Source organism: Gordonia sp. N1V (assembly GCF_029269935.1).
In the GTDB taxonomy this organism is placed as follows: Bacteria; Actinomycetota; Actinomycetes; order Mycobacteriales; family Mycobacteriaceae; genus Gordonia; species Gordonia polyisoprenivorans.
The window spans coordinates 39,762-56,349 of the sequence record NZ_JARJDD010000028.1; the positions used below are offsets into that span (position 1 = coordinate 39,762).

16 protein-coding genes, 1 tRNA gene and 1 pseudogene are annotated in these 16,588 nt (G+C 65.0%); 4 read left to right on the top strand and 14 right to left on the bottom strand.

Going from position 1 to position 16,588, the window contains the following annotated elements:
- Window positions 1–24 precede the first annotated feature (24 nt).
- Complete coding sequence (locus P3L18_RS24980) at window positions 25–948, bottom strand: acetoacetate decarboxylase family protein (protein ID WP_020171618.1); 924 nt, start codon at window positions 946–948, stop codon at window positions 25–27.
- A 101-nt stretch (window positions 949–1,049) separates the two neighbouring features.
- A complete protein-coding gene (locus tag P3L18_RS24985; protein WP_276115577.1) occupies window positions 1,050–1,622 on the bottom strand; it encodes a TetR/AcrR family transcriptional regulator in 573 nt (190 codons plus the stop codon).
- A 158-nt stretch (window positions 1,623–1,780) separates the two neighbouring features.
- Here P3L18_RS24985 and P3L18_RS24990 point away from each other — a divergent pair, with 158 nt between their 5' ends.
- The 4 genes from P3L18_RS24990 (at window position 1,781) to P3L18_RS25005 (ending at window position 3,333) form a co-directional block, all read left to right on the top strand.
- Entirely contained in the window at window positions 1,781–2,464 is a 684-nt protein-coding gene (locus P3L18_RS24990; protein WP_006371547.1) for a type 1 glutamine amidotransferase domain-containing protein, read from the top strand.
- A 51-nt stretch (window positions 2,465–2,515) separates the two neighbouring features.
- A tRNA-Leu gene (locus P3L18_RS24995) sits at window positions 2,516–2,600 on the top strand.
- Between the two features lie 151 nt (window positions 2,601–2,751).
- Window positions 2,752–2,934 (top strand): hypothetical protein, encoded by a 183-nt coding sequence (locus P3L18_RS25000; protein ID WP_276115578.1) that lies wholly within the window; start codon window positions 2,752–2,754, stop codon window positions 2,932–2,934.
- A gap of 30 nt (window positions 2,935–2,964) precedes the next feature.
- Window positions 2,965–3,333 carry a hypothetical protein gene (locus P3L18_RS25005; protein WP_276115580.1) on the top strand — a complete coding sequence of 123 codons (369 nt, stop codon included), beginning with the start codon at window positions 2,965–2,967 and terminating at the stop codon, window positions 3,331–3,333.
- A gap of 189 nt (window positions 3,334–3,522) precedes the next feature.
- On the opposite strand, the pseudogene P3L18_RS25010 reads toward P3L18_RS25005, so the two are convergent.
- The 12 genes and pseudogenes from P3L18_RS25010 to P3L18_RS25065 form a co-directional block, all read right to left on the bottom strand.
- Window positions 3,523–4,422, bottom strand: a pseudogene (locus P3L18_RS25010) (recombinase family protein); the annotation flags it as partial.
- A gap of 558 nt (window positions 4,423–4,980) precedes the next feature.
- Window positions 4,981–5,676: a hypothetical protein gene (locus P3L18_RS25015; RefSeq protein WP_276115581.1), complete on the bottom strand. Its 696-nt coding sequence runs from the start codon at window positions 5,674–5,676 to the stop codon at window positions 4,981–4,983.
- A gap of 33 nt (window positions 5,677–5,709) precedes the next feature.
- Window positions 5,710–6,546, bottom strand: coding sequence for a replication-relaxation family protein (locus P3L18_RS25020; protein ID WP_276115582.1), 837 nt, complete (start codon window positions 6,544–6,546; stop codon window positions 5,710–5,712).
- Between the two features lie 223 nt (window positions 6,547–6,769).
- Window positions 6,770–8,884: a type IV secretory system conjugative DNA transfer family protein gene (locus P3L18_RS25025; protein WP_276115583.1), complete on the bottom strand. Its 2,115-nt coding sequence runs from the start codon at window positions 8,882–8,884 to the stop codon at window positions 6,770–6,772.
- Window positions 8,885–9,003: 119 nt separating this feature from the next.
- Window positions 9,004–9,261, bottom strand: a complete 258-nt coding sequence (locus tag P3L18_RS25030; protein ID WP_006372116.1) for a hypothetical protein — start codon at window positions 9,259–9,261, stop codon at window positions 9,004–9,006.
- 199 nt (window positions 9,262–9,460) lie between these two features.
- The gene (locus P3L18_RS25035) at window positions 9,461–9,661 is read right to left on the bottom strand and encodes a hypothetical protein (RefSeq protein WP_276115584.1); all 201 of its coding nucleotides are present in this window, start codon (window positions 9,659–9,661) and stop codon (window positions 9,461–9,463) included.
- The gene (locus tag P3L18_RS25040) at window positions 9,658–10,242 is read right to left on the bottom strand and encodes an MT-A70 family methyltransferase (protein WP_276115585.1); all 585 of its coding nucleotides are present in this window, start codon (window positions 10,240–10,242) and stop codon (window positions 9,658–9,660) included. The genes P3L18_RS25035 and P3L18_RS25040 overlap by 4 nt, the downstream gene beginning before the upstream one ends.
- Window positions 10,239–11,273 (bottom strand): DNA cytosine methyltransferase, encoded by a 1,035-nt coding sequence (locus tag P3L18_RS25045; protein ID WP_276115586.1) that lies wholly within the window; start codon window positions 11,271–11,273, stop codon window positions 10,239–10,241. The genes P3L18_RS25040 and P3L18_RS25045 overlap by 4 nt, the downstream gene beginning before the upstream one ends.
- Before the next feature lie 275 nt (window positions 11,274–11,548).
- Window positions 11,549–12,283 (bottom strand): VWA domain-containing protein, encoded by a 735-nt coding sequence (locus tag P3L18_RS25050; RefSeq protein ID WP_276115587.1) that lies wholly within the window; start codon window positions 12,281–12,283, stop codon window positions 11,549–11,551.
- Entirely contained in the window at window positions 12,280–13,353 is a 1,074-nt protein-coding gene (locus P3L18_RS25055) for a hypothetical protein (protein ID WP_276115588.1), read from the bottom strand. The genes P3L18_RS25050 and P3L18_RS25055 overlap by 4 nt, the downstream gene beginning before the upstream one ends.
- Window positions 13,350–13,913, bottom strand: coding sequence for a hypothetical protein (locus tag P3L18_RS25060; RefSeq protein WP_276115590.1), 564 nt, complete (start codon window positions 13,911–13,913; stop codon window positions 13,350–13,352). Before P3L18_RS25060 ends, P3L18_RS25055 begins: the two co-directional genes overlap by 4 nt.
- Window positions 13,914–14,712: 799 nt before the next feature.
- The gene (locus P3L18_RS25065) at window positions 14,713–15,162 is read right to left on the bottom strand and encodes a hypothetical protein (protein ID WP_276115591.1); all 450 of its coding nucleotides are present in this window, start codon (window positions 15,160–15,162) and stop codon (window positions 14,713–14,715) included.
- Window positions 15,163–16,588 lie beyond the last annotated feature (1,426 nt).

Consider the following 16,588-nt stretch of genomic DNA (forward strand, 5'->3'; position numbering starts at 1 on the left):
GAGTGGGGCTCGTCGGAGTGCGGCTCATCGGGCCGACCCGACCGAGAAGGGGACCGGCATGTGCAGCGCGGCCTGCGCCGACGTCGTGGCGTCGAAGCGGATGGTCCGCAGTGGCTTGAGGGAACGCAGAGCGTCGGCCATCCGGCCCTCGCCGACGGTCAACTCGAAACCCCGTGGAAACAATGATGTCCCGGTCGTCAGGAGGTTGGTCTGATTGAGCGTGGAGTGCCACGCTCCGTCGCGCCGGGTGTAGGAGGTGAGGGTCGAGACCCGCGCACCACTGGTGAAGTTCTTTTGCGCGGGAGTCGATGCCGTGAACCGGAGGTCGGTGCCTCCGGCGTCGTTGGCGATGCGTGCCGAGGTACGCGTCGAGTCGATGCTGACCTGAAGGTCGGTGACCCACTTGGGAAATCCGTATCCGTCGTGGCCACGCACCTGCGCGATCTCGGTGTTGACCGGTAGCGAGAGCACATACGAGTGCAGGTGATCGTTGGCGAGGGCCGACGCGAGGTCGGCAATGCCACGCCCACCGTGGCGGGCCGGACGCACCGCGACCCCGACAGCCGCCTCGGTGTAGAAATCGATGTCGCACACGTCATATCGGAAGAACATCACCGACACCAGTCCGAGGCCGGGTGCGATCTCCAGGGGGGCGAGCTCGCTGGGGATGCGAGCGCGGATCGCGCGACTCGGGGCGAGCATCGTGAGCCGAGCCGAGGCCATCGCGTAGTAGAAGTTCGGCGTGCGAGTGGTTCCGATCGGTGACTGCACCTGCGTTTTCGGGAGAGTCCGGAAGAAGTCGACGCCGGGCACGCCGGGCATGGCCGCCACCTCGTCGAGTGGCGCGTCCATCCGGTAGCGGTCGAACATGCCGTCTCGCGGAACCGTGACCAGGCGTCCGCCCAGGTCGACGTCGACGGTGTCATCAGTGGTGCTGGGGGTGCTCATGTGGTTGCTCCTCGCGCATAATGTATGCATTGCTCACATGAGGGTATGCCTGCGAAGTGAACGATGTCAACATTGACTGCGTCGGCCCGGATGGGGTGAGGTCAGTGACGCAAGGACGCCAGCACGACGGAGCGGATGGTCGAGTCGATCGTGTCCGGGGTCGACGAATCGAGCTTGCCGTCGAGGAAGAGGAATGCGAGGCCGTGCACCAGCGCCCACGCGCCGGTGGCCGTGGCATCCGGTGTGTCCGAGGGGATTGCGCGCTTCACGACGTCGCGGAGATAGGCGTGGATGGCCTCGACCGCCTCGACCCGCTCGGTGTTGTCGGTGTCGCAGACGCCGCCGAACATGATTCGGAACAGGCCGGGTCGGTCGATGGCGAAATGCACGTAGGCCACCGCGATATCGGCGAGATCTTGAGTCGAACTCGGATTCCGTTGCGCTGCTTGCAGAGTGGTGGCCAGTTCGCGATAGCCCACCGCAGCCACCGCGGACAACAGCGCGTTGCGGTCGGCGAAGTGGCGATAAGGGGCGCCGGTGGAGACCCCGGCCCGGCGCGCCACGGCTCGCAGCGACAGATCGGCGTCTGCGCCCTCGGCGTCGACGAGTTCGATCGCGGCACGGACCAGCGTGGCGGGCAGATCGCCGTGATGGTAAGCCGAACGAGAGGGCATGAAGCGAAGTGTATCCAGATCGATTCGCGAAGCGCCTCGCCGCCCGCGGGTGCGAGCGTCGGTTGACGTAGGGGAGCGCGAACGCCTAATGTATGCACCGTATACATTGCGCCCGCAGAACGCGGACGCACGAAACCGAACCCACAGGAGCGTGTCTCATGGCGACTCGCATTCTCAACGTCGTCACCAACGTCGGGCATTACGACGACCCGTCCCACCCGACCGGCCTGTGGCTGTCGGAACTCACGCACGCGTGGCAGGTTTTCGACGACCGCGGCTTCGAGCAGACGATCGTCAGCCCGCGCGGCGGCCATGTCCCATTGGAGCCGCGATCACTGAAGTTCCCCAACTACGACAAGACCGCGAAGACCTGGCATGCCGATCCCGCGCGCATGCAACTGCTCGAGACCACCGCGTCACCCGACGAGATCGACTCCGCCAACTACGATGCCATCTACTTCACCGGCGGCCACGCGGTGATGTACGACTTTCCCGAAAGTGAAGGGCTACAGCGGATCACACGTGAAATCTTCGAGCGGGGAGGGGTGGTCTCCTCGGTCTGCCACGGCTACTGCGGTCTGCTCAACACCACCCTGTCCGACGGCACCCTCCTCGTCGCCGGCCGCAAGGTCACCGGCTTTGCCTGGCAGGAAGAGGTGCTCGCGCGAGTGAACAAGCTGGTGCCCTACAACGCCGAGGCGGAGATGAAGAAGCGCGGCGCCCTGTACGAGAAAGGCCGACTGCCGTTCGTCTCGTACGCGGTGGTCGACGGAAACCTCGTCACCGGCCAGAACCCCGGATCGGCCAAGGAGACGGCTCTCAAGGTTGCGGCGCTGCTCTGATCGCAGTCGATTCCGTCGATCGCCGACGTGGGCGGTAGTCTGGTTCGGCACGCGCGAGTGGCGGAATTGGCAGACGCGCTGGATTTAGGTTCCAGTGTCCTAGGACATGGGGGTTCAAGTCCCCCCTCGCGCACCATAGAAGCCTTACTAGAATCAGAGCGTCCGTGGACGGATTCGAGTAGGTCATCAATCAGCAATGTGGCACCGCCCGGGAGGGCGGTGCCTTCGTCTTGTGCCCTGTGGCCTCTGTACGCGGCGTATGCGGCCTTTTTGCCTGCGTCCAGGTCATGAGTAGCGTTCACGATCTGAGCGCCGGTGTCGGCGGCGAGAAGCTCGGCGAGAGGGCTGTTGATGTCGTGGGCGGTGATCTCTTCGTCGTGGATGTAGAGATGTTTGAAGATGGCCTGGTTCAGCCGTCGCCGGGTCTCGTCGCTGGCTCCGGCGTAGAGCTGGTACGGATTGGCGAGTAGTTCGAGGCAGAGGTCGATGTACTGGGCGCCTTGCCCAAGGTCGTCGAGGACCTCCTCGAGCTGGGCGGTGATGCGCCCGCGCTGCTCGGCGACCTCGCGCAACCGCCGCTGGACTTTGGCTGTCGCCATCGTTCCGTCTGCTGCCAGGTCGAGCAGGTTCTCTTCCTTGACGTCGAGAGACTTCAGCTGCGTGGTGAGCTGTTTACGGTGCAGTCGAGTTGCTGCCGTGGTGTCGGCGAGCAGTTCTTCCATGACCGTGCGCAGTCCTTCGATGAAATCTGGACTGAAGTGGATGGTCTTGTAATGTTCCTCGATCGCGGCTTCAACAAGGTCTTTGTTGTTGTAGGGCGCGTCGCAGGTGTTGTCTTGGGTGCCGGCGCAGAAGAAGTAGTGATATAGCTTGCCGTGGCGACCGACGGCTTTCTGCATGATGATCCGTCTTTCGATCCCCGCCGAGTGGCATTTGCCGCAGAACAGACTGCCCTTCAGGTAATGGTGTAGCTTGCGTCGCCGTTCACCAGCGAACCCGCGCTCTTCGAGTAGGAGTTGGACGCGGTCGAAGAGTTCTTCGGAGATGAGTGGTTTGTGCCGCCCTGGGAACTCGTCGCCTTTGTATTTGACTCGTCCAAGGTAGTAGCGGTCTCTGAGCATGGCGGCGACTTTTGTGTGGGAGATCGGCCCGGCGGGGCGGCTCAGCGTTGGTCGGGTGGTCAATCCTCGTGTGGTGAGTTCGTCGGCGATGTCCTGGATAGTCATGGCGCCGTCGGCGTAGAGCTCGAAGGCGAGTTTGACGAGGGGAGCGCGGTCAGGGTCCAGTTCGATTGATCGGATCTCCCGTCCGTCTTGCCGGTCGATTGTGTTGAGGTATCCGATCGGTGCTTTGCCGATAGTTCCTCCCTTCCTTGCTTTCTCGCCCATTTTGTAGGCGATGTCGGCGCCGTCTTCGCGGGAGCGGTATTCGTTGAAAGCGGCGAGGATGCCGTGCATGAGTTGCCCGACGGGGGTGTCGTCGATTTGCTCGGTAGCCGAGATGAGGGTGACGCCGCGCTTTTGGAGGTCGGCCATGACGACGGCGTCGTCGATGCGGTTGCGGGCGAACCTTGAGAGCTTGTACACGATGACGTAGTCGACGTCTTTGTCTTGGCGGATGCGGGAGAGCATCTCCTGGAACTTGATCCGTTTGGTGATCTCGGTGGCTGACCGTCCTGGTTCGACATATTCACCGACGATGGTGAGTCCGAGCTGGTCTACCTTGCGGACGCATGCGACGCGTTGGGCGGGGATGGAGATGCCCTCGGGGTCGTAGTCGGTGTTGACTTGTCCGCTGGAGGACACGCGCAGGTAGACGACCGCACGGGTGCCAGGCGGTGCGGTGAGGCCGGCGATGGCGTCCGAATCTGCTGGGTCGTCCTGAAGGTCCTCCAGGGGTGCTTCGGCTTCGTAGATGGCAGCTCGGCGTTCGGTGGTGGGCAGGTAGGCGCTAGGCATCGAGTGGTTCCTTTTCAGTGGTCACCGCGTGCTCCCGTGGTCGTTTGCGGAAGTGGTTGCGCTGGCGGGTGATGGGTGGTGACGCCGTAGTGCTCGAGCAGTGGTGCCAGGAGGGTTAGCAGTGCTGGATTCGTCGGTGTCGCGTCCCTGTCTGCTAGGTAGCAGTGCTGGATTTCGCCGGCGTGAGCCAGTCGGAGGAGGTCTGCGATTCCTGGTGGGATCGCTCCAGTGGCGGACTGTCCCACATCGACGAGGTCGATGAAATGTGGTGAATCGTGCCGGGCGGTTATCTCGGCATGGAGTAGCTCGAGCTGCGTGGAGAGCTCTTGTTGCGCAGTGGCCGGGTTGCTGGCGATGCTTCGCGCGTAGCACGCGATGGGGAGCGCGCCCTTCTTGCTCTGGTCTCGTGTGTCTGTCATTTCTCACCTCCGTTTCTCGTATTATGTTGCAGGACAATGTATTACTGTCCGATCTGTCTGGATTATAACTCTCTTCACTTCTTCTGCCGATACTCCAAGCGATGCGGAATTTACCTCACTCGCAACGGATTTCGTGGTGTCAGTCGAAGACGTGGTAGCGCCCGCCGTACGGGATGACGTCCCACGAGTTGATGATGTGCTGGATGAGTGCGGCCTCGTCGAAGCGGACGTAGTCGCGGCAGCCCTGCTCGTCGGCCACGGCGTAGATGGCGGTTTCCCAGTCGTCGAGGGGGCTCATGCCGCGCACCACGGCCGCAGCGTCGGGAAAGCTGCCGCGGTAGATCGCGGCGAACTCCTCAAGACGTTGATCGGCGTCGCCGGGGGCAGGCATGTCCGGGCGAATGTAGGCGAGGTAGACGTGCAGGCCATCGCCATCGGTCGGCAGTTGTTCGGACAGTGCGGGATCGGCGTGGGCGTGGTGCAGCAGCAGCCAGCATGCCCAGCGCGGCAGTGGATCAGGCAGGTCACCCGCGTCGAGCTGGTGCAGGAGTTCTTCGCGAAGCTGTGGTGCTCCGTCGGCGCCGAGCAGGATGAAACGCAGGAGCTGGTCCTGGCACGCCGGCGCGGTCAGGTCGTGGACTGCGGCGGCGACGGCCCGGGCGATCTCGTGGTCGATCGACCGGCGCTCCCTGATGGCCTCGCCGATGTGGCGGTCGATCAAAGTGCGTAGCCGTACCTCGTTGTCGGGTGGTGGCGATTCGTGTTCACCGGTGGCGTCGCTGTCGTGGTGGTCGCCGGGGTGCTCGTGGCTGCCGGGGTGTTCGGGTGTGTGCATGGGCTCGGTTCCTCCTTTCTGAGGTGGTGATGGTTATGGGTGTGGTGGGTCGGCGGACAGGACACCGGGTAGCGGGACGGTTTGGGGGCCAAGGGTTTCGGCAATCACGATGTCTATGAAGGCATCCGGTAGGCAGTAGCGGAAGACGTCGGTGGGTAGTGTGAGCCTGCTGGTGAGCCGGGTCAGTTGTCGGAGACGGTCGGTGGTGGGTGCGACCCACAGAACGGTGGGAAACAGGTCGTGCGCGGCTTGGTAGGCGCCGGAGCGGTAGTAGGTGGCGTAGATGCCGAGTTTTCGTTCGAGGTGCGGTGTGTGTTCTGTGGCTCGGTCCAGCTCGATGAACCAGTGGTGTTCGAAGTCGTCGCTGGCGGTGACCGCTCGCAGGTCAGGGCGTAGCCAGACAGGGGAGCCGTGGGCGCCGAGGAAGCGTTGCCAGGCGCGGCGTTCAGCGTGAAGCTCCGTCACTTCGATCTGTCCAGTCCGTTGAGTTTCGCATAGGCGCACACCGAGTTCGGCGGCCTCGAGCGTGTGCGCGACGAACGTCGTCGTGGGTTCGGTAAAGCGGCGTCGGTGACCACCACCGTGTATCGCCCGTAGTAGCCGTTCGCCGGTGGCGGCGAGTTGCCAGGTCATGGCGGCTGAGCCTTGTCGGACGCCGCCAATGCGCCGGCTCAGGTGGGCAATCAGGCCGAGGTCTGCCAGTCGGGAGAGCACGCGGGTGCAGGCGCGGGTACCGGCCGAGGTGGTGCGGTGGCCGTCGGCGAAGTGCAGCCGCTGGATCTGGCGGGTGGTCAGGAGCCGGAAGTTCTCAAGGTCGTGCAGGATGGCCAGGTCCCGTTCGGACAGCTTGTCTTTCAGCTCGGAGAGCAACCGCATCATGGTGGTGGCCTCCGCCTGCCGTCGTGACGGGTGCCGGGCGAGCCCAGATCGGCCGGTGCGTGACCGCTGGAACAGCGGTCAGTTCCATCCCGGAAAGGCCGACTGAGGCGGAATGTCCTGCGATAACGAAAATGGGTGAGCAACGTGGCCGGATGAGCGGTCGGACATCGCTGCCCTTGACCACTGCGGTCGCCACCACCAGTCATCGTCTCCGTCATTTCTGTCCTCCTTCGGCTTGCTCCGCCTCTGGTGTGCGGTCACCCTTCTTTTGGCGTCGTTTGCGGCCAACTGTCGGTGCTGGTGGAGTGCCGACAGGCGAGACGTTGCCCCGGTCGGGAGTCGTGAGGATCGGGCTGGGTGCGGGACTGCTGGCACTGCCGTAGCGATCGCGGCTGGCCGTGCGGATGAGGTTGGCCAGCCCGGTCGGTGGCGGGGGTGCCAGGGTGGCGATCATGGTCCAGCCTGAGGATTCGCCGTCGGTGACGATGCGGGCGTAGGCGGTGTGGCGCGGCAGTTGCTGGAAGTCCTCGGCGGCGAGGTGGCCGTGGGTGAGCTTGGCGGCGTCGCTGGCGTCTTTGCTGCTTTCGAGGCGGAAGAAGATTTTCGAGCGGGCGTTGGTGTCGATGCTCTCGCGCAGTTCTGCTGGCAGCTGGGCACGGGATTGGTGGGCCAGAATCCAGCCGACGCCATAGCTACGGCTTTGGCTGAGCGCGTCTCCGAACGAGGTCGGGAGGTTGACGAACCGCTGACACTCGTCGACGACGACGAATCCGGGCCGGTCAGTCGGCCGGTCTTCACCGGCGCGTTCCTGGGTAGCGTTCCAGGCTTCGGCGACGATGAGCGAGCCGACCAGTTGGGCGGTGACCGGTCCGATCAGGCCTTCGTTGAGAGGAACGAGGACGATCTTGTTGTCCCGGAAAATGTCCCGTAACCGGAACGACGGCTCGGCCTGCCCGAGCATGCGGCGCACCGCCGGGCGCATCAGGTAGCGGCGCAGCTTGTTCAGCGGCGCGGCGATCATCGCGGCCTGAGCGGCAGGCGACAGCTCGCCGTAGGTTGCCCAGAATCCGGCCAACGTCGGGTCGCCTGCCACGTGGCCGATCAGGCGCAGCCGGAACGATTCCTCGGTTAGCAGACGCGGGAGATCGACAAGGGTGAACGGTGTGCCGATGGCTTGCCCTGCCCGGACGAGCGTGAGCAGGCTGGCCAGGAAAATGTCCTCGGTCCGCGGGCCCCAGCCGTCGGCGAAGACCGCTTTGAATACCGCCAGCAGGCTGTCGACGACGACATCGGGGTCGCGGTCACCAGCATCGAGCGGATTAAATCCGGGGACGTGGGGGTCGGCCAGGGAGATGATGACGACGTCGTCGACGCGGTCGTCGCCGACGGCATGGTCGAGGATGTCGTCGATCAGCTGTTGTTTGGGATCGATGACGAGCAGGGGCCGTCCGGCACGAATGTCGGCCGCGATTTGAAGAAGGAGCACGTTACTTTTGCCGGAGCCCGTCGGGCCGAGCAGCACCTGGTGCATCAGGGCGTCGGTAGCGTTGACGCCGACCCGAATGCCGCTGCCGGGCAGTGCCGTTTCCCCCATATCGCGCCCCTCCGGCGTGGGTGTGCGGACGGGCAGCAGCTGGCGTGGGTGCAACGGTGGGACGCCGGGAAGATCGTGCTCGCCGAGTGGCCAAGCCAGCAGCCCTGTCAGCTCATCGGGCGTCAGGGACAGCGGCCAGCGGCGCGGCAGCCGCGGTTCGGTGATGGCGTCCGGGCGCTGCGCAGTCAGTGATAGCCGGACGCCGGCCGGGCGGGCCCGGCCCAGTGCGCCGAAGATGCCGAGGATCATTCGCCGCCGCCGTTCGGTAGTGCTGGCAGTCGCCGCGATCCGCAGGCTGACCCGGAAGCCATGCAGGGCAACTCGTTCGGCGATCGCCCGCTGCACCGATGCAGGCGCTGGCATCACGCCGCGGGCCAGCAGACTGCCGATCGGTTGCGCGGGGTCGGCGACCGGTCCCCTGGCGATGCGTCCGGCGATCCGGGGTCCGAGCACGATCTGCAGCACCATCACCTCCCCCGCCGACAGGTGCGCACTCAGCGCCGAGAGCAGCGCGGTGGTGACCTCGAGCGGTGGTTGCCCCAGCCCGAGCACCCTGGGCGTGGCCTGCAGAGCCAGCGCCGACTCGACCGGCGCGCGGCCGGCCGCGTCGGCAGCCATGATCGTGATGCCGGGTAGCAGATCTCGCAGTGTGCGCTGCACCCAGCGGACGTGCTCGGCCGGTGTGCCGAGCAGCCAGGTGATGCCGTCAGCGTCGGCGCGCGTCTCCAGCACCATCGAAGGACTCGACGGATCTGCAGCCAGCCGCGTGAGGGCACCAGTGAGGTGTGCGGGGTCGAGTGGCCGGGCCGGCCACACTCGGCTCCATACCCACTCGATTCGTAGGGTGCGGCCGATCACGATCCCTCCTCCCGGGCCGTGCGGGATCGTGTGGCCGAACCCGGTTCGTGGTCATCGGACTTATCAGCTTGCTGGCGCCGAGCGTCGGCTTCGGCCTGGGCGGCGTCGAGTTCCCGGACGTGCTGGAGCAGGGCACGGGCCAGCCGTAGCTGATCGGGTGGGTCGCGGCGGTCGTCGGTGACGACGATGCGTCGGTCGGCGTTGCGCCGGTAGGCGCGGGTGGGCCGGCGTTTCGGGTGACGGGAGCGGCTCATCGTCGGGGTCCTCCTTTCTGGGTGGTGTGGCGACTGGCAGCGATCGCGGCACATCCCCACACCAAAAGGAGGGCGTCTGTCTCTTCTATGCGCCTACCGGCATGAAATGTCAATGCACGGTGTGGATTTGACAACATCCCACCTCTGGCTGATGGAAAGATGAAATTAGTCTGAAGGCGCGGCGAGGCCGGAATGGGCATCACCATGGCCGACTCCTCGACCGCCACCAGAGCACGATCATCCAGACCACGGCACCAGCTATCCCGATGATGCACAGCCACACCCAGATCCGTGCCAGCAGATCGACGGCGATGGTCAGGGCGACCGCGCCGAACAACACGACCAGACAGAAGCGCCGGAACCAGTCCAGTGGGTTCTTGGTCGGTTCGGTGCCGCTCATCGCCGGCCTCCGTTCTGCCTGCGGTCGGAGGGCACCGGGTACCCGGGAATGGTGATGTCGGAGTCGATCTCGTTCCCCCACGCGTCCCAGCCGGGCTGGCGGCGACGGGCGAACAGTTCCAGGTACGGCCCTTCGGAAATCCGCTCGATCACGGCGTACTGCTCCTCGGGCTTATGGGAATGGTTCTGCAGCGGCGCGAACATCCAGGTCGGTTGGGCCCGGAACTTGACCGGCGCCTTGCCCCGGGTGCCGAGGATGAGGTGTTCGGTGGCGTTGCGCAGGTAATTGCCCAGCCCGAGGCGCGGTTTGACCCAGGTCAGTGGTGAGCGCGGGGTGAAGCCCCACCGCTTCATGACCTCGTAGCCATCAGGAAGCGTCGCATTAGTGACCCACAACCACAGATGCGCGTCGTCTTCGGCCAGCTCGGCGACGGGCATGGCCATGATCTGCGGCAAGGTCATCAGCGAATAATGCTGGGACGCCCCCAGTTTTCCCTTCTGCTCCACATCCCAGGGAGGGTCGGCCATGATCGTGCGGTACTTCGTGGGCGCGGGAGTGGCGGTGGGCGTTGCGGTGCTCATGAGTGAGCCTCCTGGCAGGTGTCGTGGGTGTGGAGCGCGGTGATGACCTGACGGGCGACGGCCGTGGCGACCGGGACGGCAACGGCGTTGCCGATCTGTGCGAGGGCCCGCGCACGTATCGCCGGGAGCAGGAAATCGTCCGGGAAGCCCTGTAGGGTGGCGGCTTCGCGGGCGGTCAGCCGGTGCTCGCGCGAATCCACCAGGTAGGCATCGAAATTGAACTTCTGGCCGACATGCTTGTTGAACCCGGAGGCGAGCAGGGTGTAGGCCAGTTCGCGGTCGCAGTGGCCACCGAAGAGATCGCTCAGTGTGAATCCCAGCGGGGTCGGCTCGGGGAACGTAAACGGTATCGACGGATCGCGGAAGCCCACCATGAACAGCCGGGGCCGCAGCTGTGGCAGGCCGTAGTCACATGCCCGCAGCACCGCAGTGCGAAATGAGTACCCAAGCTGGGTGGTCATCGTCTCGCGGATCGCCGCGAATGTCGTCCCGTGATTGTGAAAGCGCAGTCCGGCAACGTTTTCGAAGATGAAGGCCCGCGGCCGGGTATGCATGATCAGCCGGGCCAGCTGGTAAAACATCACACCGCGCTCATCGTCGAGTCCGCGCTGACGCCCGGCAAAGGAGAACGGCTGGCAGGGGAAGCCGGCAGTGACGATGTCGTGAACCGGAACGTCGGCGGGGTCCACGTCGGCGATGTCGTGGGCGAAATGGCCCGCGGCAAACATGTCCGGGCACCGTGGCCCGAAGTTGTTCAGGTAGGTCGTCCGGGCGAAGCGGTCGCGCTCGGTCGCGAACACACACTGGGCGCCGAGACTGTCGAGGGCGAGATGGAAGCCGCCGATCCCGGCAAAGTGATCGACGAACCGGATCGGCTGGCCCAGCCCGGTGTCTCGGGACGTCGGCAGCTCGAGCGGCCCGGAGACCGCGGCGGCGCCGAGGCGGCGAACCGCCGGGACGACGGTGCCAGGCTCTGGCAGGAGGTCGAGCAGGCTGGTCTGGCGCAGCTCGGGTGAGGTGATAGTGGTCATGGCGGGTGGATTCCTTTCCGTCCCGGTGTTTTAGGGCGCACGAAGCTACGGCGACGACCGTGATGGTCGTGTCCGGAGTAGGTGCGGGTGGTGCCGGGAACTGCCCCTATTACGGGCCGTGCGGCCGATGGGCTCAATCGTCCGGCCGGGTGACGCGTCGCCCGGTCAGACGAGCGGCCGGACACGGTATGTCAGGGGTCAGTGCGGCGATTTTGGCGGTGGGTGTGGCAGTCTGAAATGCGTTGTGAAATAGACAATGTGAGTGGAGTTCAGTGCTACTGCGGGACGGCATCACCTGCCTGCCGAGCATCAAGGAACGCGCGAGCGAGTACCCGCGCAACCGCACCAGGCTCGGAGGCCGGCGTGATCGTCGACACCGCGACGTCGCTGCCGGTAAGCGCGCCCGGCGGCCGGGCACCGAGAACAACGGCATGCCGGACCGCCTCAAGACCGGAGAACCGGGCGAGCACGCGCTCGGGGTCGCTATCGGTGAGCAGGAAATCCGAGAACACCGCGATAACCACCGATCCGGGAGCCCGTCGGACAAGGTGTTCGGCGATGTCGAGCGCCGGGCCGAGATCACTCGACCCCGGCTCCGACGGCATCCGGTCCAGCGAGGCGTAGAGCCGGCGAACCCCGGTACGGGTCAGCGGCTGGCGCAGCACGCTGGCCCAGCCCGGCCGGTCGAACGACAGCAGGCTGACGCGTTCGCGGCGGCAGCGGCACGCCGCCGCCATATGGCCGATCGCCTCGCGGGCTTCTGCCAGCCGGTTGGCAAGCGGATCGGTACCGCCCGAGAGGCTGACGCTCGGCGAGTTGTCGAAAAGCGCGACGACCTCGACGGCGTGCGCCGGGCAGGGACCAAGATCAGGAAGCGCGAACGACCCATGGTCATGGTCGGCACCGCGTGAGGGCGTGACGCCGCCGTCGCTGGTCGGGATGACGCTGTCCGGCAGTGCCACCGAGGGCAGCACCACGGCCACCGGTTGCCAGAACTGCTGCGAGGTCACCGGGTGTCACCCCGTCCCACGGGACGAGGCTTACGCCCAATCGGTGCATCCGGTCGGCCATGGCCAACAACGTCCGGGCTTTCCATCAGGGCACGATTCATATCGGCAGTGAGATGCTCGCTCGCCGCTGAGCCCAGCGCCTGGTGCTCGCGACCGACCGAATCGGCGACCTCGCCCGCGCGCAGTCCGACAAGCAGGCGGAGCCCCAGCGTCAGGCGCAGATGGCGGCGAACGGCCCGCCGGTAATTACGCTCGGCCGCGTCGAGCAGGTCGGCCACCGCGTCGGCGTGCACCCACGCGTTGACGAACGAAGCCGCGGCGATCCCCAACGACAAAGCCGCAAACGTCCATCCTGAGGCGGATCCTTCGATCGCCGTGCGCAGGGTGAAGATGCCGGCGCCGATCAGTACGACGATGGTTAACGCCAGCAGCAACAGGCCGGCCAGCCACGGCGTCACCGTCCGCCGCCCATCGAGCAGATGGCAGTACGGCTCCAGCGCCTTGGGTACCTCGTCGGGCTGCTTGCGGAGCCCCGCCTGAGCCGCCCGTCCCAACTGCTCGCCCGCCAAACCCGCAGTGACGCAGGCGACGCCGGCTGATCCGCCCTGGACCAGCGCCAGCATCGGGATCTCACCCAGGCTGATCGCCGCCATCGAGGTGCCGACGATATCCCCGAGCAGCAGGCCGACCATCCGCGCCAGGTAGCCGACGTGCGAGCGCGTCGAACGCAGCACCAGCGGCGACAGCGCCTCCTCGACGGCCAGGAGGCGATCCCGGGCGGCAACGACCAGCGGATCGTCACTGGCGACGAGCGTACGTACGCCCTGGACGTGCAGGCCGAGCGCCGCGGCGAGTGCCCGCGTGCCTCGCGACCGGGATTCTCCTTGGGCCGCATGCAGATGTAGCTGCTCGCGCCCCTGGGCAAGGTGCGCTTCCTCGAGATACGTCGCGCCGGTCAACGCCTCCGGACGGGTGACCGCGCTGGCCCCCTCGACGTGCGGCAGCCGGTTCCTTCCGGCACCGGCGCTCTGGACAGCCCCGCGGCGCGGCGTCAACGACAGCCGGCTCATTTCGCCCCACCCGCCCCGGGATCGGTCACGATCAGGCAGGAGGCAGCGTCGGTCTTCGCGCAGACCGCCGACTGGAAGGCCTTGACGGCGCCGACGTAGCTACTCGGGCGCTGCTCTCCATCGGCCGTCCGGCCTACGCCGATCATCCGCACGTTGACGCCCGGAATCTGCGCCGGCGTGATGGTGTCGGCCACAGCGTCGGCGCGAGCGGCCGCGAGACCAGGATCAGCGATGTCAGGCGGGACCGTGCTGATGCCGTCGGTCAACACCGAGAAGACCCGCGTCGCTTTTCCGAAAGGACTCTGCTGCGCGAAATACTCAGCCGCCACCTCGTACTGCCCCGTGATATCCGTGCCATCACCCGGCAACGACGCCCGCGCCGCAGGCAGTGCGCGGCCGATCGTGGCCATCGTCTGATCGACCAGCTTCGGGACCTTCCGCAGCCGCGACGTCTCCGTCGCACCCATCGTCGTCAGATCCCCGTCGAAAACCACCTGGCCAACGACCGACCCGGAAAACACCGTCACCCGGACGTGACCACCACACACTGCTGTGCGCATCACCTCATCGCGGATGACTTGCAGGCGAACCGGCTGAGACGTCGCGCCGCGCGAGGTGTCGGACTCGTCCGAAGCGATCAGCGACATCCGCGAAGCGCCGTCGCAGTGATTCGCGATGGTCTCAAGGTCAGCCAGGCCGCCTGACGTGGCCGACGTCGAGCACGCCGGCCCGACAACAGCGAGCGCCGTGGCAGTTGTACCCAGCAGCAGCCGGCAGAGCGGCCCAGGGCGTCGCCGTGAGTGGGTCGGAGTGATCGGCCGATCTTGGGCTTCGCCGTCACCGGTCTGGGCGCTCCGGGGCGCGGACGGCTCGGGCACTCCGATGGACTGCGCGTAGTGGCGCAGTGCGGCGCCTGCCTGATTCGGCTCCGGATTGAGGTGCCAATCCGCAGAGCGTTCACCGTGTCGGCGAGCGCGGATAAGCGGTTGCGAGTCAGGTGTAACAGGCGGAGGAGACATTGGAGTGTCCGTTTCTATCGGTGGGAGCGGACTAGGGGTTCCTGGACCACTTCCGACGCTGACACGTGCCCGGATAGGCCGTCTACCTGGGCCTATGAGGATCGATTCGGTACGTTCTGCCATCTGCCTGACAGCGGTATGACCGGATTCCGACACCTCCTGATCGATGCCTTCAAACATCTGACGAACTCTTGTCGTACCCCCGATAGGTGATATGCGTCACATGGGTTGCCGAAAATTGAAAGGCCCCTGCTGCCGCGCCGAATGACGCAACAACAGGGGCTGATGCTGGGGTGTGCGATGAGTATGGGTGTGTATGGCTGTTGGCGCAGTGCTGGAGCTATTGCGTCTCGGGCAGAAGCTCGACTCGCATCACGCCGGTAACCGGCCATGATTCCGACGCGCCCTGAAGCAAGTAGCCGATGCAGCTGACTTCGCTTGCGTCGCCACCATCAGGTGGCTGCGGCAGGATGCCGGTGAACTGGCTGTAGAGCGCGGGTACGCCCCAGATGACGTCAATCGCCGATAAGTAGATGGCCGGAAGGAACTCGAGGTACCACTGCCAGGCCGTCTGGCGGTCCTGTTCTTTCACAAAAGGTGAGCTGTACAGCTGGTCGCTCTTCTCCGCCAGCCAGTCGCCGAACACTGTGAACAGCGGCAGAGTGGCGCTGCCAGGTTCTTGAGCGGCGATCTGACTTCGGAGGTATGCGACGAACTCGTCGCGTTCGGCAACGACCCTGTCGGCTGCGCGGAGCACCCGATTCTGGTCGAATTGCTCTTGTATGTACATCGAAAGCCTCCTTCGCTTTCGGTGCACACCCTCTGCGTACTATGCGGCAACGTTGACGAAGGGTCAAGCATAAGAAATACTGATTGACCTGCACATATGCGGACGTCATGAAGAACGTGGAGTGGTATGGCGAGCAGCAAGGACTTAGATCTCGATCCCATCCTGGAGGCCGCAGTAGCTGACCTCAGGATGTTGATGAGTGCCGCTGATCTGGGCGTGTTCAATCCGGCGGCCCTTCGAGCCGCATCCGGGCTGAGAGACTGGATCGCGGCCGTGCCCGGGCTCGAGGATCTGGAACTCGATGAGCCCGAAGTTCTTGCCGCCCTCCTGAGATCAGTCGACCGTCATGCCACGGAAAACGAGACAACTGCGAAGACGGTCGGCAGAGGCAATCGATACACGGTGACGCAAGTTGTGCAAGCGGTCGGTTGGTTGATCCGAATAGATGACGATCGCGGAGAGGGACGCGGTCTTGAGTCTCGACGACATGACGCTGCACACGCATGCAACATTGACAAGCGGCAGCTGGCCGCTGATCGGTGGCAAGCATGGCACGCGATGGGTAGCGCGTACCTGCACTACCTTCGTCTTGCTCTTGAAAATCAAGCAGTGCTCGTACAGGTGCTCGGCGCGCTGCCATCCAACGGCGACGACAGGAAAAGCGCTCTTCAAAGGCATCGCTGGGCGGTCATGGTGGCGATAGGGGTCTTTGCCTTGCTCGTGAGCATGGCGGGAATGACGGCAGCCTTGTGGCCTCAAAGCCACGACCCTCTGTCAACAGCTGTCGAAGTGCAGGCTGAGCAAACCCGGTACGATCACAAAGATCCTCGTGGCGACGGCACATCGAGCAGATGCGCAGACCCGCCCCCGAGTGAGACGCTCGCGGCAGCCACTCAGCCTCCAGTTACAGGCCCAGAAGGTGAGATTGTCGGACAAATACAGTTAAGGACTTCGCCCATCTGCCCACACGTCATATGGGCACGCGTTCTATGGGGCGGGCAAGATAACAAATTATACACGATACCGGATGGATGGACGCTCCATACGATCTTGAGGCGACCCGATTCGGGGACGACGGCGGAGTCACTTGACGCAGCGACTGACGCACCAATTCCATACGGACTCAGTGCGATGCTGACCACGGTGGGCGGGAACTGCGTGTACGCGGAAGTTTACTTCACGTCCACTCGTGGTCAAACACCGTCCGCGCGAACTGGATGTGTAACCGCGGGGCAACAGTGAGTTAACCAACGAGACTCTGGCCGATCGTCCTCCGAACGTATGAAATACGGTTCCATGGGGCCGACACGTCAGCTGGAACAACCTCAAGCGTGGTGAGCCTAGCGAGAGTGGTGTTAGATCAACAGATGGACTTTGATAGCACGACTCTCGCCGCACCGCTGTGGACGCGCCAGCGCCCCCGTCC

Bases quoted from the DNA above. Each gene is read 5' to 3' on its own strand.
- P3L18_RS25025 (WP_276115583.1), bottom strand. From the start codon at position 8,884: ATGGTGCTGGAGACGCGCGCCGACGCTGACGGCATCACCTGGCTGCTC.
- P3L18_RS25015 (WP_276115581.1), bottom strand. From the start codon at position 5,676: ATGCACACACCCGAACACCCCGGCAGCCACGAGCACCCCGGCGACCAC.
- P3L18_RS25055 (WP_276115588.1), bottom strand. From the start codon at position 13,353: ATGAGCCGGCTGTCGTTGACGCCGCGCCGCGGGGCTGTCCAGAGCGCC.
- P3L18_RS24980 (WP_020171618.1), bottom strand. From the start codon at position 948: ATGAGCACCCCCAGCACCACTGATGACACCGTCGACGTCGACCTGGGC.
- P3L18_RS25045 (WP_276115586.1), bottom strand. From the start codon at position 11,273: ATGACCACTATCACCTCACCCGAGCTGCGCCAGACCAGCCTGCTCGAC.
- P3L18_RS25065 (WP_276115591.1), bottom strand. From the start codon at position 15,162: ATGTACATACAAGAGCAATTCGACCAGAATCGGGTGCTCCGCGCAGCC.
- P3L18_RS24985 (WP_276115577.1), bottom strand. From the start codon at position 1,622: ATGCCCTCTCGTTCGGCTTACCATCACGGCGATCTGCCCGCCACGCTG.
- P3L18_RS25060 (WP_276115590.1), bottom strand. From the start codon at position 13,913: ATGCGCACAGCAGTGTGTGGTGGTCACGTCCGGGTGACGGTGTTTTCC.
- P3L18_RS25035 (WP_276115584.1), bottom strand. From the start codon at position 9,661: ATGAGCGGCACCGAACCGACCAAGAACCCACTGGACTGGTTCCGGCGC.
- P3L18_RS24990 (WP_006371547.1), top strand. From the start codon at position 1,781: ATGGCGACTCGCATTCTCAACGTCGTCACCAACGTCGGGCATTACGAC.
- P3L18_RS25000 (WP_276115578.1), top strand. From the start codon at position 2,752: ATGAGTAGCGTTCACGATCTGAGCGCCGGTGTCGGCGGCGAGAAGCTC.
- P3L18_RS25030 (WP_006372116.1), bottom strand. From the start codon at position 9,261: ATGAGCCGCTCCCGTCACCCGAAACGCCGGCCCACCCGCGCCTACCGG.
- P3L18_RS25040 (WP_276115585.1), bottom strand. From the start codon at position 10,242: ATGAGCACCGCAACGCCCACCGCCACTCCCGCGCCCACGAAGTACCGC.